15 protein-coding genes and 1 tRNA gene are annotated in these 15295 nt (G+C 63.7%); 11 read left to right on the forward strand and 5 right to left on the reverse strand.

Annotated features, from left to right (window positions below; genetic code table 11):
- Nucleotides 1–234: 234 nt before the first annotated feature.
- The 3 genes from JQ621_RS07935 to JQ621_RS07945 all read left to right on the forward strand — a co-directional run bounded on the left by JQ621_RS07935 (nt 235) and on the right by JQ621_RS07945 (nt 3948).
- Nucleotides 235–2109: a hybrid sensor histidine kinase/response regulator gene (locus JQ621_RS07935; protein WP_249124962.1), complete on the forward strand. Its 1875-nt coding sequence runs from the start codon at nt 235–237 to the stop codon at nt 2107–2109.
- 270 nt (nt 2110–2379) lie between these two features.
- Nucleotides 2380–2877, forward strand: coding sequence for a hypothetical protein (locus JQ621_RS07940; protein ID WP_212233900.1), 498 nt, complete (start codon nt 2380–2382; stop codon nt 2875–2877).
- Between the two features lie 138 nt (nt 2878–3015).
- Nucleotides 3016–3948 (forward strand): alpha/beta hydrolase, encoded by a 933-nt coding sequence (locus JQ621_RS07945; protein WP_212234292.1) that lies wholly within the window; start codon nt 3016–3018, stop codon nt 3946–3948.
- A gap of 54 nt (nt 3949–4002) precedes the next feature.
- Here JQ621_RS07945 and JQ621_RS07950 read toward each other — a convergent pair whose 3' ends face one another.
- Nucleotides 4003–5565 (reverse strand): adenylate/guanylate cyclase domain-containing protein, encoded by a 1563-nt coding sequence (locus JQ621_RS07950; RefSeq protein WP_212233901.1) that lies wholly within the window; start codon nt 5563–5565, stop codon nt 4003–4005.
- Between the two features lie 191 nt (nt 5566–5756).
- Between JQ621_RS07950 and JQ621_RS07955 the strand changes: the two genes are divergently transcribed.
- Nucleotides 5757–6848, forward strand: a complete 1092-nt coding sequence (locus JQ621_RS07955) for an enolase C-terminal domain-like protein (RefSeq protein ID WP_212233902.1) — start codon at nt 5757–5759, stop codon at nt 6846–6848.
- Nucleotide 6849: 1 nt separating this feature from the next.
- On the opposite strand, the gene JQ621_RS35750 is transcribed toward JQ621_RS07955, so the two are convergent.
- A complete protein-coding gene (locus JQ621_RS35750; protein ID WP_283813162.1) occupies nt 6850–6981 on the reverse strand; it encodes a hypothetical protein in 132 nt (43 codons plus the stop codon).
- Between the two features lie 35 nt (nt 6982–7016).
- On the opposite strand from JQ621_RS35750, the gene JQ621_RS07960 reads away from it, so the two are divergent.
- The 3 genes from JQ621_RS07960 (at nt 7017) to JQ621_RS07970 (ending at nt 9412) form a co-directional block, all read left to right on the forward strand.
- Entirely contained in the window at nt 7017–7484 is a 468-nt protein-coding gene (locus tag JQ621_RS07960) for an NUDIX hydrolase (protein WP_212233903.1), read from the forward strand.
- A 37-nt stretch (nt 7485–7521) separates the two neighbouring features.
- Nucleotides 7522–7821, forward strand: a complete 300-nt coding sequence (locus JQ621_RS35855) for a hypothetical protein (protein ID WP_212233904.1) — start codon at nt 7522–7524, stop codon at nt 7819–7821.
- Nucleotides 7822–8125: 304 nt separating this feature from the next.
- Nucleotides 8126–9412, forward strand: coding sequence for a heme-binding protein (locus JQ621_RS07970; RefSeq protein WP_212233905.1), 1287 nt, complete (start codon nt 8126–8128; stop codon nt 9410–9412).
- 111 nt (nt 9413–9523) lie between these two features.
- Here the strand turns inward: JQ621_RS07970 and JQ621_RS07975 are convergent.
- Together JQ621_RS07975 and cpdR are read right to left on the reverse strand one after the other, a co-directional pair.
- Nucleotides 9524–9598: transfer RNA gene (locus JQ621_RS07975), tRNA-Val, on the reverse strand.
- A gap of 76 nt (nt 9599–9674) precedes the next feature.
- Nucleotides 9675–10034 (reverse strand): cell cycle two-component system response regulator CpdR, encoded by a 360-nt coding sequence (gene cpdR / locus JQ621_RS07980; RefSeq protein WP_007597092.1) that lies wholly within the window; start codon nt 10032–10034, stop codon nt 9675–9677.
- A 330-nt stretch (nt 10035–10364) separates the two neighbouring features.
- On the opposite strand from cpdR, the gene JQ621_RS07985 reads away from it, so the two are divergent.
- The 3 genes from JQ621_RS07985 (at nt 10365) to JQ621_RS07995 (ending at nt 13545) form a co-directional block, all read left to right on the forward strand.
- Complete coding sequence (locus JQ621_RS07985) at nt 10365–11255, forward strand: N-formylglutamate amidohydrolase (RefSeq protein ID WP_212233906.1); 891 nt, start codon at nt 10365–10367, stop codon at nt 11253–11255.
- A gap of 524 nt (nt 11256–11779) precedes the next feature.
- Nucleotides 11780–12562 (forward strand): histidinol-phosphatase, encoded by a 783-nt coding sequence (gene hisN / locus JQ621_RS07990; protein WP_212233907.1) that lies wholly within the window; start codon nt 11780–11782, stop codon nt 12560–12562.
- A 17-nt stretch (nt 12563–12579) separates the two neighbouring features.
- Entirely contained in the window at nt 12580–13545 is a 966-nt protein-coding gene (locus tag JQ621_RS07995; RefSeq protein ID WP_212233908.1) for a Bug family tripartite tricarboxylate transporter substrate binding protein, read from the forward strand.
- Between the two features lie 4 nt (nt 13546–13549).
- On the opposite strand, the gene JQ621_RS08000 is transcribed toward JQ621_RS07995, so the two are convergent.
- Nucleotides 13550–14440, reverse strand: a complete 891-nt coding sequence (locus JQ621_RS08000; protein WP_212234293.1) for a LysR substrate-binding domain-containing protein — start codon at nt 14438–14440, stop codon at nt 13550–13552.
- Between the two features lie 94 nt (nt 14441–14534).
- On the opposite strand from JQ621_RS08000, the gene JQ621_RS08005 reads away from it, so the two are divergent.
- Nucleotides 14535–15287, forward strand: coding sequence for a sulfite exporter TauE/SafE family protein (locus JQ621_RS08005; protein ID WP_212233909.1), 753 nt, complete (start codon nt 14535–14537; stop codon nt 15285–15287).
- Nucleotides 15288–15295 lie beyond the last annotated feature (8 nt).

Genomic DNA, 15295 nt, shown 5'->3' on the forward strand with positions numbered 1-15295 from the left:
TACGACGGCGGAGCGGCTCAGGATCAGTGCAATGACCAAATATCTGCCAGGAGGTGGAACCCAGGAATCTGCAACGATGCATCTCGGGGAGCTTTTTCCGTCCAGGAACATTCTCCCAGGCCTGACGTTGGTTGAGCCCGTCCTTTGAGTTTCCATGGTATGAAAACGACCGCTGCAGCGGGCGCCCTAAGCCTCGAATTGCTGATCAATTCCATCGTCGATTACGCCATCTTCATGCTCGACGCTGACGGCGTGGTCAGAATCTGGAACAAGGGGGCAGAGCGCCTCAAAGGCTATGCTGCCGAGGAAATCATCGGGAAATCCTTCTCGACCTTTTACACACCGGAAGATCGAGAGAAGGATTTGCCGAGAATGGCATTGGCGACGGCCGCCGCGACGGGGCGTTTCGCCTCCGAGGGCTGGCGTGTGCGGAAGGATGGCAGCCGCTTCTGGGCCCTCGTCGTTCTGGACGCGATCCGCGACGAAGACGGCCGGGTGATCGGATTCGCGAAGGTCACGCGGGACATTACCGAGCGGCAGCAGGCCCATAATGATCTCGTGGAAAGCGAAAGGCGCTATCGCCGGCTCGTCGAAGCCGTCGTGGACTACGCCATTTTCCAGCTGGATCCCACGGGCCATGTCGCAACCTGGAATCCCGGGGCCGAGCGCATCAAGGGGTATCGGCCGGAAGAGATTATCGGCCGGCATTTCAGCACGTTCTACACGCCCGAGGATCTTGAAAAAGGAGTGCCAACGGCAGCTCTGGCAGAGGCCGCCGAAAAAGGCCGGTTCGAAGCCGAGGGCTGGCGCATGCGCAAAGACGGCACGCGGTTCTGGGCCTCGGTGGTCATCGATCGGATCACCGACGAAAGCGGTGCGATCATCGGCTTTGCAAAGGTCACGCGCGATCTCACCGAGCGCAAGCGGGCACAGGACGAGCTTCAACGCGTCCAGGAGCAGCTTGTTGCGTCGCAGAAGCTCGAAGCGGTTGGACAGTTGAGCGGCGGCATCGCGCACGACTTCAACAATCTGCTCATGATCGTCCTCGGCAATCTCGAGAACGCGGAGCGCAGCAGCCGCAATGCAGGAGGGCCCAACCTCCATCGCGCGCTGGCGAACGCGAAGCGCGGCGCCCAGCGGGCTGCGGCGCTGACAAGCCGGTTGCTCGCCTTCTCGCGCCGCCAGGCCCTTGATCCCAAGCCGCTCAACCTCAACGGCTTCCTCAGTAGCCTTCAGGAATTTCTCCAGCGCACGCTGGGCGAACGCGTCGAGGTGCAGTCAGTCGGCGGTGCCGGTCTCTGGCAAATCGAAGCGGACGTGAACCATCTGGAATCGACGATCGTGAATTTGGCGATCAATGCCCGTGACGCGATGCCGAATGGCGGAAAGCTGACCATCGAGGCGGCAAACGTCGCCGTCGACGAGAATTATTCACGTGCCAACCCGGAGCTCGCCGTCGGCCAGTATGTCGTCATCTGCGTGCGTGACACGGGCTCGGGCATGGCGCCGGAAGTCCTGCAGCATGCATTCGAGCCGTTCTTCACGACCAAGGAGCCGGGCCAGGGAACCGGTCTTGGACTAAGCCAGGTCTATGGCTTCGTCAAACAGTCAGGCGGCCATGTGAAGATCTACAGCGAGGTGGGAGAAGGCACGAGCATCAAGATGTATTTTCCCCGCTATGCGGGGAGTGCGCAGCTCAATTCGGACGATGCGGAAGAGCTCATCTCGGAAGGCACCTCTGTCGAAACCATTCTCGTCGTTGAAGATGATGCCGATCTCAGGGGCTACGTGTCGGACGTGCTGCGGGACCTCAATTATCGCGTTCTGTCTGCCGGCAGCGCGCAGGCAGCTTTGACAATTCTGTTGCAGCAAAACCAGCATATTGATCTTCTTCTCACCGATGTGGTCATGCCCGGTATCAACGGACGCGAGCTGGGAAGGCGCGCACAGGAGATCAGGCCGGATCTCAGGGTTCTCTACATGACGGGTTACTCGCGCAACGCAGTCATCCACCAGGGTCGGCTTGATGAGGGCGTCGATCTTCTGGAAAAGCCGGTCACTCAGGCAAGACTGGCGCTGAAGGTCCGCGAAATTCTGGATCGAAACTGAACGAACAAGGGCGCAGCCTGCGCGCCTCGATTGAGTTCGTCTTGAAATAGGGTCTTGGTCGGTTTTCGGGCCCAATGGCCGAAGAATTCGCGTGAGCACAGCTCATTCACCGCGCGCCCGGAAGCCGACGTCCGTCCGGACCCCACACCGTGCTTGCGCACCCAGCGACTTCGCGGCGCTCGGCTCTGCCGGGACTCTTGACCAAAGCCCTCCCCCTGCCCGGAAATCTGTCATAGGCTTGCGAGCTGTGACCGGAGAGGGAAAGCACGCATGAAGCTCACGATTTCGACTTGCCTCGCCGGTGCCCTGCTCGTGGCCGGCGCCACTCATGTCGTGGGCGCCTCCGGCGCCACGCCATCGAAAATATCCGGCTCGACCGCGCTGGCGCTGGCAGGCGTGATCGCGCCGCTGTCGCCAACCCTGTCCGGCGCGGAGAAGAAGGCGGTGGCGACGCTGTTCGCCGCCAATGCCGACATTTCCTACAAGAAGCCGGTTGTCGTGACCGCCGACAAGATCGTCTGCCGCACCGGCAATGTCGACATCACCGTGCGCAATTGCGAGGTGACCTTCGGCAAGACGGTCAGAAACGTGAACGGGCCGACGGCCAACGAGATCTACGCGACCGAGGCCCTGGCGGGAATTCCGCCCGATGGCGCGGCGGGATCGAATTTCGAGAGCCTGAGCAAGCTGAGCTGCACGATCGACCCCAATGCCATCAGGCAGAAGGACGGCAGCGGGGCGGATTGTACGTTCCAGCCGGGCAGCTGATCCAGGGGCGAGGAACCGAATTGGGGGTGCCGTGAAATCGCCGCAAGATCAAACAACAACAGCAAAACGTCAGGCGAATTGAAAAGACAGGCCAAACCGGCGCCCCAATATGGAGCGCGCAAGGCCGGCACCCTCATGATGAAGAATTGTCTCGCATTTTTGTTTCTCCTGACCGCAACGGTCGCCTCCGCGCACGGCCCCTTGGCGGTGCGCTCCGCCGCGCCGTCTGACCTTGTCCTGACGGGTCTTACCGACAACGACACCACCGCTGGCGGCGTCGCACGGCTGTGCGAGCAGGTCACCTTCTCGCGCGGCCTGCGCTATGGCGACAGCGAGGCCAATGTCGTCGACGTCGCGACCAGCGAGATCACCAAGTCGGACACGCCGCGGCCCGTGCTGCTGTTCGTCGCCGGCGACACCTTCACCGGCGACCGCGGCGCGCCGGAGCTGTCCCGCGACGTCCAGGACGAAGCGATGTGCTTTGCCGCGCGCAACGGCATGATCGGCGTGCGCGTCAACTATCGCCTGGCGCCGACCGCGACCTGGCCGATGGGCGCGACCGACGTGGCGGCGGCGCTGTCGTGGGTTCACGGCAATATCGACCTGTTCAACGGCGATGCCCGCGAGATCGTCGCGGTCGGCTATGGCGCCGGCGCCTTCCACGTCGCCAGCCTCCTGGCGCATCCCGAGCTCCAGACCGACCGCGCCGATGTCGCGGCGGTCGTGCTGGTCTCCGGCATCTACCGCGCCGGCAAGGACGCCAGCGACAGCGAGAAGGCCTATTTCGGCACGGACGTCACCCAGTACGACAAGCGTTCGGTATTTCCCGGCATTCTCAATGTCGATGCACCGATCGTGCTGGCCTGGGCGGCGAACGATCCGGCAAACATCGTGGCGCAGGGCGAGACGCTGAAGAAGACATTGTGCGGCGCCGGCCATTGCCCGCGTGCCACGCTGCTGCGCAGCCGCGACGGCATCGCGGCGGCGTTCGGGTTGGATGGCTCGGGTGACAGTCTGGCGGAGCCGACGCTGCTGCTGGTGAAGCAGCTCGAGGCGCGTGGGCTGCCGTAAGGAGGGACGATTACCCTCACCTTTTGCTGGGGCACCCTCCAACTGCGCACCGCCTCACGCCGGCTTGAGCGACGCCAGCGCGCTTTCGAGCAGCGAGCGCACCCTTGCCGCATCGCCTGACTTCACCACGGCCGGATCGAGATAGAGCTCCAGCCCCGGCGCACGCTCGGTGATGACGCCGCGGTTCGCCGCCACCGCATCGTTCAACGCATCGACCGAATACGGAATCACCTCGCGGCTGATGCCCTTCATCGTGATTGCCGGCAGCGCGTGCGCGCGGACGATGTCGCTGACGAGGGCGAAGCTCTCATAGCTCAGCACGATGCCGCCGGGCTCGGCGATCGACTGCAGGCGCGCGGCGAGGTTCGCTTCCGCGCCGATGATGGTGTAGTCCATGCGGTCGCTGCTGCCGAAATTGCCGACATTGCAATAGCCGGAATTGATGCCCATGCGCGAGCGGAAAGGCTGCTCGATTCCGGACGATCGCCATTTCGCATTGAGCTCGGTGAGACGCTGCTGCATGCGCCAGGCCATCTGCAGGCAGGCCTGCGCATCGGCACGATCGCCCTTGGTCTCGGGGTCGCCGAAGAAGATCAGCATGGCGTCGCCGATGAACTTGTCGACGGTGCCGCCGTGCTCATGCGCGATCGCCGACATCTCGGTGAAGTACTCGTTGAGCAGCTGGGTCAGCAGCTCCGGCTGCAACCGCTCGGCGGTCGCGGTGAAATTCTGGATGTCGGAGAAGAAGATCGTGAGCTTCTTGCGCTCGGTGTGGATGGTGACGTCCTTCTGGCCGGAGAAGATGCTCTTGTAGACCTGGGGCGGGATATAGCGCGAAATCTTCATCGACAGCGAAGCCAGGAAGTCGTTGGCGGATTCGAGCTCCTTGTTCATGCCCTTGATGCGGCTGGCCTGGCGGCGCTGCAGCGACAGGAACGACAGGCCACAGCCGGCGGCGATGAAGAAATAGGCCAGCAGGAATTTGAACGAGAAGATGTTGGCCGCGATCGGCTGGGCGATAATCACCTCCTGGATGCCTCTGACATCGCCGACCTTCCAGTCCTTTTTCGGGCTCTCGGGATGGCTGTTGTGGCAGCTGACGCAGGCCGGCCCCATGGTGACGGGCGCGACCAGACGGACCTTGTCCGAGAACAGCGAGGTTTCGGTGTCGATGATCTTCTGCTCCGGATCGGCGCGGAGCGCGGCCAGCGCATCCTTCTCGAACTTGTCGAGTTGGTGCGGCGCGCGGTTCTGGAACGGGAAATCGGAGACGAAGCGGTAGGCGATGTTTTCCTGCTGCGCGCCGATGACGCGGCCAAGTTCCAGCGACAGCGTCGCCGGGATGGGGATCGCGCCGGGGACGGATTCGTAGTTGTGAACGACCCTGGTGGTACCATCGGGATGGGCCAGGACGCGGCCGACCACGTTGGATGCATAGTAGCTGCGCACGCTCGATATGACGGAGTTGAGATCGACGGCCTGGCGGCGCAGCGCATTCTTGCTGAGCTCGGTCAGGTCCAGCCAGACCGCCAGCGGCAGCGCCAGCAGGAGAAAGGCAATCACAGCTCCGATCAGGATGCCGTTCTTGCGCTGCTCTTCGGCGATCTCTTGTTTCACTTGACGGCTCCGTTGTGTGCGCTTTTGTCGCAAGTTCTGGTGATTTGCGGCACAGCATGCGGCCCGCACAGAGCCAATAAACGCGCGACGGCGCAACCCCATTTTATGGTGGTCGCAGCAAGGCGCTTTTCGTTTCACAACGAATGCTTAAGATCGCGCATGAACCTGCATTCATTCCGCCGGGAGATCCCATGACCTCTAGCATCCGCATCGTCCGCTTCAGAGCGCGCGCCGTGATCGTGCCGATGAATTTGCCGCTTCAGACCTCGACCGGCGCGGTGGCGAAGGCACCGCTGGTGCTGATCGACTGCGAGACCGACCAGGGCGTAACAGGGCATGCCTATCTGTTCTCGATCACGCCGTCGGCATTGAAGCCGCTGACCATGATGGTCACGGAAATGTCGGAGCTGCTCGCCGGCGACGAGCTGCTGCCGTTCGAGATCGAGCGGAAGCTGACGCAACGCTTCACACTGCTCGGGCTCGCCGGCCTGCAGCGGCTGGCACAATCCGGCATCGACATGGCGGCGTGGGATGCCCTGGCCCGAGCCCGCGGCCTGCCTCTTGCCCGCCTGCTCGGTGGCGCGCCGAAGCCGGTGAAGGCCTACAACTCGAAAGGCCTCGGCATCATGGCTGCGGGCGCCGCGGTGGAGGAAGCGCACAAGCTGCTGGCCGAGGGCTTTCACGCCGCCAAGATCCGCGTCGGCCGCCCGGACGCGCGCGAGGATCTGGCCGTGGTGCGCGCGGTGCGGAAAGCGGTCGGCGACGACGTGACGCTGACGTGCGACTACAATCAGGCGCTGACGGTGACGGAAGCGATCCGCCGCGGCGAGATGCTCGACGACGAGGGGCTGACCTGGATCGAGGAGCCGGTCCGCCACGACGATTACGAGGGCTGCGCCCGCATCGCGGATGCGCTTCGCACGCCGGTCCAGATCGGCGAGAATTTCGACAGCGCGTTCTCGATGCAGGCCGCGCTCTCGGCCGAGGCCTGCGACTACGTGATGCCCGACGTGCAGCGCATCGGCGGCGTCACCGGCTGGATGCGCGCGGCGTCGCTCGCGCATGCCGCTGGCATCGAGATGTCGACGCACCTGTTCTCGGAGGTGAGCGCGCATCTGCTCTGCGTGACGCCGACGGCGCACTGGCTGGAATATGTCGACTGGGCCGACGCGGTGCTGGCGACCCGACTGAAAATCAAGGACGGGTATGCGCTTCCGAGCGAGGCGCCTGGCAACGGGATCGAGTGGGATGAGGCGGCGGTGAAGAAATATCTGGTGGAGTGATTTAGAGCGGAGCCGGTTTCTTCACCTCGCCCCGCTTGGTCATCTGGATGATGCAGCCGTTCTTCGACACCGTCCCGGTCTCGCTGGAAGAGGCCACCATCGCCACCCTGCGGGTCGTAATCTGCCTCCTCATTGCGGGATCGACCAAAGCCGACTAACGATGCCTCCATGACCACATGGCGCCCGCATCAGCACATTCGCGTCGTCGCGATCGGCCTTCACTGGCGCGACGGGCGGCTGCTCGCGGCCGAGGTGCGCGACGATGCGGCGCGGATCAAGGGCGTGCGCCCGCTCGGTGGCGAGATCGAGTTCGGCGAGAGCTGGCGCGCGGCCCTCTTGCGTGAATTCACGGAGGAACTCGGCATCGACGTCACCATCATCGGCGAGCCGCTGACGATGGAAAACATCTTTGTGCACGAAGGCGCGACCGGACACGAGGTGATGTTCATCGTCGAGGTCGCGTTTCCGCCAGGTGCGTTCGATGGTCAGGATCGCATTGAATTTCGCGAGGACAACGGCGAGGAGATCACCGCCCGCTGGTTCGATCTTGCGGAACTCGATGAGCCCGATGGACCGAGCCTCTATCCGACCGGACTGAAGGACTTGCTGCTGGCGTGGAAGAACCGGCGCAGCTGAATAGACCTGTTACCACGTCTCCGCGCCGGGGATTTTCTTGCGCACCGCCATGCGCTGGATCCAGATGCAGCGACGGACGGACCTGTTGGAGCGGCCGATGGCGGATATCCCCTCGCCGGCCGCAAGCAGCGGCGCAACGCTCGCGCGCACCGCGCGGCAGCGCTCCATTTCAGCCTGCCAGTCGACAGTTGCAGCATGCGCACTTGACGCCGTCAGCGCCGAGACCGCCAAAGCAAAACAGATCGTCCGCATCATTCGCATTCCGTTGATTGGAGTCCAGTATCGCGCCGACGTTTTCCTCACGCGCTCCAGCACCTGTGAAATGAAACACACTTGAAGCGACGCCTAGGTTGTATCATACTAAAGATGTAACCAAGACGAACGGGGCGCACGAACCCCGTATCATTTCTCGACTATTTCATTTTCGAACATCGAGTTCGAGTCCCGCGGGGCGAGACAGACGACCCTGCGACGAGTGACGACCCGACAGATCGCGAGCAGTGCCGAAAATGCCTGACGTCTCGCCGAACCCGGCGATGCGACGGCTGCCTCGTGCGTGCACCCATGATCCGCCCGGAGCGCCGGCCCGGGACAGCGCCGGCATCGACCATTGCGCTTGCCGCCATCGAAAGGAACGCTCCATGGACGAACCCAAGCCGCTCACCAGCGCCTTCAGCAAGACCGCCAACTTTTCCATCCATCAGGTCGATTCCGTGTTCAGGGCTGCCGCACGCGCCACCGCCGCTCCCGCTGCGGTGCCTGTCACCCTGCCGCCGACGCTTGGTCCGCTGTCGGCCTTCACCGGCACATTCACCGGACAGGGGTTCAACACGATCTTCCGGCCGGACAGCGCAACGACACCGACCCAGATGCCCGGACCGATCACCACCACAGACCCGCCAGACAACGTGCTGGAGCTGAACCTCACCGACGAGACGCTGTCGTTCTCGAACAATCTCGGCTCGATTCCCAATCGCGGCTCCGGGCCGCAGGCGGATGCCTTCCTCAACGGCGTGCCATATCTTCAGACCATCAACGACGTGACCACTGGAACGCCCGTTGGCATCCACTTCGAGCCCGGCATCTGGCTCGCGGTGCCTGCCAGCGCCAATCCGCACGAACCGTTCACCGTCGCCCGCATGGCCTCGATCCCGCACGGTACGACGATCACTGCACAGGGCGCCGCGCTGCCGGCCATCGCCGGCAAGCCTGCAATCGCGGCGGTCGACATCACGCCGTTCCTGGGCGGGAATCCTGCCAACAAGATCACGTTCCAGAATCAGACCGCGACCAACAAGGCCACACGCAGGCTGCCGCAGGATCTCACTGCGCTGATCGCGTCCGGAAAGCTGACGCAGGCCATGATCACCGATCCGAACACGGTGCTGCGCAACCAGATCGCGCATCAGACCATCAGCCAGACCATCGTCATCGAGACCTCGACCAGGCCCGGCTCGCCGCTATCGGGAGGTCCGTTGCCGGCCGTTGCCTCGGCGGGGCCGCATCCACAGGCACCGAGCTTTGCCGGCGGCACCTCGAACATCGCGTTCCTCCAGGGCGTGCCGGCTCCAGCGCCCGGCGGCAACGGCGCCAACGCCAACGCATTCCAGATGGACGCCGTGTTCTGGATCGAGACTGTCATCTACGACATCGACGTGCCGCGCATCGCATCGGGCGAGCCGCCGATCATCCTGCAGACGTTGCAGAGCGGCACGGTGCCGCTGGTGCCAAGCTTCGTCGCCACGCTGCCGTTCGTGCCGGGGAAGGCTTTTGCCGGCGGTCGCGTCCGGGTGTCGACGACACAGATCCAATATTCGCAGAAGGTGATGCTGGATTTCAACGGCCTGACCTGGCCGCACGTCTCCGTCGCCTCGCTGGTGCCGTCAGCCCCGATACCGATTCCGGAGCATCTGTTACCGCTGACGTGAAGTGAAGAAGGACAGCGCAGCAAGATGCAACGGTCCGTCTTCGCTCTACGAGCTACGCCGGACACGCTTCGCCTGTTATTGGGCGTGGCTGCGCCACGCGAAGCCGAAGCGTGGTGGGCGCGACAGGGATCGAACCTGTGACCCCTACCATGTCAAGGTAGTGCTCTCCCGCTGAGCTACGCGCCCTAATAAGTCCACTTGCGTCGGGTGGGGTCCCTATAACGGCTCGGGGGAGCCGGTGCAAGGACGGAAGGGGGCCAATTTAGGCCGCCAGCATCTTGTTCACTTCGCTCACCAATTCGCGCAGGTGAACGGGTTTCGACAACACCTTGGCGTTCTTGGGGGCGTCCGAATCCGAGTTCAGGGCGACCGCGGCGAAACCGGTGATGAACATGATCTTGATGTCGGGGTCGAGTTCCGAGGCCCGGCGGGCGAGCTCGATACCGTCCATCTCCGGCATCACGATGTCGGTGAGCAGCATCTCGAACGGCTCTTCCCGCAACCGCTGATAGGCGGCCATGCCGTTGTCGTGGGACGAAACCTGAAAACCGGCGTTTTCCAGCGCCTTGACCAGGAAACGGCGCATATCGTTGTCGTCTTCGGCGAGCAGGATTTTTGGCATGGCAGAACGTCGATTCCCCAGAGGATATCAGCAGAGGTCACTAAGCCCGACAGAGGGTAAATTTGGGGTGAAAATCTTTACCCTGGGACGGCCGTGCTGCCGGCTCCTTGTGAACCCGAATGGCCTGCGAATCAATCGAGCAGCGCGCGGTGAACCCCGCCTTGATGCCCGCACGGTTAAGACGTGTTCCAGCGCGGATCACATCTTTTCGCTTGGCAGAATGGTTGCGATTCCGGACAATGACGACACATAAGAGCCGCTCGACCGGCCGAATCACTCGATCTGCACCCATGCTGGATCGCGCGGCGTGAAGGGACGAAGCCTGAGAAGATGACCCGGTTTGACGGCGACGCGTCGCCAGCATTCGAGATCGTGGAGCCCGCCGAATGGCGCGCGCCTGTTATCTTCAACTCGCCACATTCCGGATCGACCTACCCGGACGATTTCCTGAGCGCCTCGCGCATCGACCTGCCGCAATTGCGGCGGTCCGAAGATTCCTTCATGGACGAGCTGATCGGCCATTTGAGCGATCACGGCTTTCCGACCGTACGCGTCAACTTTCCCCGCTCCTATGTCGACGTCAATCGCGAGCCCTATGAGCTCGACCCTCGCATGTTCACCGGCCGGCTGCCGAGCTTTGCCAACACCCGTTCGATGCGGGTCGCAGGTGGCCTCGGCACGATTCCGCGTGTGGTCGGCGACGGCCAGGAGATCTATCGCGACCGCATCGCGGTCGACGACGCGCTGGCCAGAATCGAGACGCTGTACAAGCCCTATCACCGCGCGCTGCGCCGGCTGATCAACAAGGTGCACCAGATGTTCGGCACAGTGGTGTTGGTCGACTGCCACTCGATGCCCTCGGTCGGCGTCAGCAGGGACGAGCCGCGCCGGCCCGACGTCGTGATCGGCGACCGTTACGGCACCAGCTGCACGCCGCTGCTGCCTGACCGGGTCGAGGAGACCATGACCGGGCTCGGCTATTCCGTCGGCCGCAACAAGCCCTATGCCGGCGGTTTCATCACCGAGCATTACGGCAACCCGGCCAGCGGCTTGCATGCGGTGCAGCTGGAGTTCAACCGGGCGATCTACATGGACGAGCGCCGCCGCGAACGCGGGCCGCGCTTCGCGCAAGTCGCAAACGACTTTGGCGTTCTCGCCGACGTGCTGGCGACCACCATCCCCTTCGGTGATCTCGGCCCGTTCCAGGCCGCGGCGGAATAGACGCGCTCCGAAATCGATCTGCGATGGGCGCGAACGTGTTTCGTTTCGCAATCAATCGCGCGCTAAACTGAAAACAGGCGACACAAGAAAAAAGGGCCGCTCGCGAATGACGCAAGCGGCCCAAGTCTAGGGAGGAAACGCCCAAGGAGGGCAGCGGTAACGCAGAGCGCTACCGCACCGCAACAATATGCCGCCGCGCCGCACAAAGTGCAAGGGCTTTTGAGCGGTTTCCCATGCAAAAACACATGGCTCATTTGCTCTCAGAGAAACCCAGATTCAGTTTCTTTGATAAGTAAATTCAATGGGTTGATAGTCATTTGCATACGAACAAGGCATATTCGGAACTAAGTTTTCAACTCGGTGATCGATATTTGGCCGGCATATGGCTCGCCGCATCGTTTCCCTGGCCCGCCGGTAACCGGGTCCAAAATACCAGGGTGCAAATCAAGACAGCGCTGCCCGCGCGCGGCGATTTGAGCTAGGCAGATGCGAACTTCACCCAACTTTCGTTTTGAGGATGCGCCGTGACGGTGATCGATTTCTCAGCCTTCATCGGACGGCTCGCCACCGCCTCCGGCGAGACCATCCTGCCGTTCTTCCGCACCTCGCTGTCGATCGACGACAAGAGCAAGACCAAGGATTTCGATCCGGTGACCGAGGCCGACCGCGCCGCTGAAGCGGTGATGCGGCGGCTGATCAAGGCGAGCTTCCCCCAGCACGGCATCGTCGGCGAGGAATTCGGCAATGAGCGCGAGGACGCCGACTATGTCTGGGTGCTCGACCCCATCGACGGCACGAAGTCCTTCATCGGCGGCTTTCCGATCTGGGGCACGCTGATCGCGCTGCTTCACAAGGGCGCGCCTGTCTACGGCATGATGCATCAGCCCTTCATCGGCGAGCGCTTTTCCGGCGACAACGGCTCGGCCACCTATAAAGGCCCCTCCGGCGAGCGCCGGCTCCAGGTCCGCCGCTGCGCCTCGCTGTCGGAGGCCACGACCTACACCACCTCTCCCTTGCTCATGAACGAGCGCGACCGCGCCATTTTCGGCCGGATCGAGCAGGGCGCACGCCTGTCGCGCTATGGCGGCGATTGCTACTCCTATTGCATGCTGGCGGCCGGCCATGTCGATCTCGTGGTCGAGACCGAGTTGAAACCTTACGACATCGCAGCCCTGATCCCGATCGTGACCGGCGCCGGCGGCGTCGTCACCACCTGGGAAGGCGAGCCGGCCCAGGGCGGCGGCCGCATCGTCGCGGCTGGCGACGCACGCGTGCACGAAGAAGCACTGAAACTGCTCAATGCATAGGCGAGCGAGGAGCTTGCATGAAAAGCTCGCGTAAGCTCGTTCTCGCCGTCCTGCTGCTGTTTCCGACGCTGGCAACCGCCCAGAATTTTCCTGCAAAGCCGATCAAGCTGATCGTGCCGTTCCCGGCCGGCGGCCCGAACGACATCATCGCCCGCGTCATCGGCCAGCGCATGTCGGAACTGGCAGGGCAGCCCGTGCTGATCGACAATCGCGGTGGCCAGGGCGGCGTGCTCGGCACTGACGCGGTCGCCAAGGCCGTGCCCGACGGCTACACCGTCGCGATCTCCTCTGCCGGTGCGCTCGCTATCAGCCCCAGCATGGAGAAGGTCGCCTACGACGCGCTCAATGACCTGACCCCGGTGACGCTGGTCGCGACCGTGCCTGAAATGCTGGTCGTGGCGACGAACGTGCCGGCCAGGGACATCGGCGAATTGGTCGCGCTCGCTAAGGCGCAGCCGGGAAAACTCAACTTCGCCTCCTCAGGCCCCGGCAGCCTGCCGCATCTCGCCGGCGAATTGCTCAAGCTGACCGCCGGGATCGATATCGTCCACGTGCCTTATCGCGGCGCGGCTCCTGCCGTGAATGATCTGCTGGGTCAGCAGGTCCAGATGACTTTCCTCGATCTCCCGGTGCTGCTGCCGCAGGTGAAGGCCGGCGCGCTGAGGCCGATCGTGGTCGGATCGGTGGAGCGCGCCCCGACCGCGCCCGACGTGCCGACCACGAAGGAAGCCGGCTTTCCCGATCTGCGCATCGAGAACTGGTACGGCATGGTCGCGCCAAAGGGTACGCCGAAGGAGATCGTCGCCGCGCTGCATGATCTGGCGACCAAGGCCATGGCGGATCCCGCGGTGAAGGACAAGCTGGCCCAGCAGGGCGCGACGCTTGTCGGCGACGAGCCGGAGCATTTTCGCGCGTTCATCGCGGACGAGACCGCGAAATGGGCGAAGGTGATCAAGGATGCCGGCGTGGAAACGGCGAAGTAAGGCCTCACATCGCCGCCGCCCTTAGATGCTCCACCAGCATCTTCGCCGGCCTTGGCAGCGCCTTGAAGCTGCGCGCGCAGATGACCAGCTTGCGGTTGGCGAAGGCATCGCGCAGGCGGACCATGGCGAGCGGCATCAGTTTTGCGCAGCGGCGGGCGGCGGATTCCGGCACCAGGGCGACGCCGACATCGGCGGCGACCATCTGGCAGATCGCGTCGAAATCGCGCAGGCGCGCGCGAAAATGCGGACGCATGCCGAGCCGCGCGGCATGCTTTGAGATATGCATCTGAAGCGCCGTGGCGCTGGTCAGGCCGACGAACTCGCAGGCATTCGCCTCCTTGAAATCGATTTGGCGGCGGCCGGCGAACGGGCCGCGTTTGGACGTCACCAGCGTCAGGCGATCCTCGCTGAACACGAAACGCTCGATATGATCGGGCAGCGCGTGCTCGGCGGCGAAGCCGAGATCGGCGGCGCCCGCGGTGATCGCGGCCGCAATGTCGGTGCTCTCGCGCTCCTCGATGTCGATGGCGACGTCACGATGCTCGCGCAGGAAACCGGCCAGCGCCTTCGGCAGATGCTCCGACAGGCCCGAGGTGTTGGCGAGGAAATGCACGCTGGCGCGCACGCCGCTGGCAAAGCCGGCGAGATCGCCGCGCATGGCATCGACCTGGTGGATCACGAGCCGCGCATGGTCGAGCAGGTTCTCGCCGGCTGCAGTCAGTTCCACGCCGCGCCGCCCGCGCTTGAGCAGGCCGACACCAAGCGCGTCCTCGAGCCCCTTGATCCGCGCGCTGGCCGAGGCCAGGGCCAGATGTGAACGCTCGGCGCCGCGGGTGATGCTGCGCTGGTCGGCGACCGCGATGAAGAGCTGGAGATCGACCAGGTCGAAGCGCACTTCGTGTCCTCCAAGATCAGACTTCGCCATTTGCGAAGGCTGTCTCCGTAACCTCCAGATTGTGCCCGCGCGCGGCTTCGGTCAATGTGCAGGCATGATTGACCCGCTTCTCATTCTCATCGCCGCCGTCTTCCTCGTGGCCGGTTTCGTCAAGGGCGTCGTCGGGCTCGGGCTGCCGACCGTGTCGATGGGCCTGCTCGCCGTGAACATGGCGCCGAGCCGCGCGATCGCCATCGTGATCGTGCCCGCCATCGTCACCAACATCTGGCAGACCTTCGTCGGCCCCTATCTGCGCGACATTCTCAAGCGATTGTGGCCGCTGATGATCGGCACTGTCATCGGATGCTGGCTCAATGCCGGCGCGCTGACCGGCCCCTATGGCCGCTACGGCACCGTGGTGCTCGGCGTGCTGCTGGTGATCTACGCGATCCTCGGCCTCAGCAAATTCAAGTTCCATGTCGCGCCGCAGAACGAGAAATGGGTCGGTGGCGTGGTCGGACTCATCACCGGCGTGATCTCGGCCTCGACCGGCGTGCAGGTGATCCCCTCGATGCCGTTCATGCAGGCGATCGGGATGGAGAAGGACGAACTGGTGCAGGCGCTCGGCGTGTTCTTCACGACGGCGACGCTTGCGCTCGCCTTCAACCTCACGGCCGGTGGCCTGCTGACGCCGGCCAATGCCGTGCCCGGCGCAGTGGCCATGGCGATGGCATTTGCCGGCATGTATGTCGGCCAGTCTGTGCGGCAGCGGATGCCGGCGGAGGCTTTCCGCCGCTGGTTCCTGGTCGCGATGATCCTGCTCGGCGTTTATCTGGCCGGCAGCGCGCTGCTGAAGGAGTTCGCCTGACGAGAGAC

The organism is Bradyrhizobium manausense, assembly GCF_018129685.1.
In the GTDB taxonomy this organism is placed as follows: Bacteria; Pseudomonadota; Alphaproteobacteria; order Rhizobiales; family Xanthobacteraceae; genus Bradyrhizobium; species Bradyrhizobium manausense_D.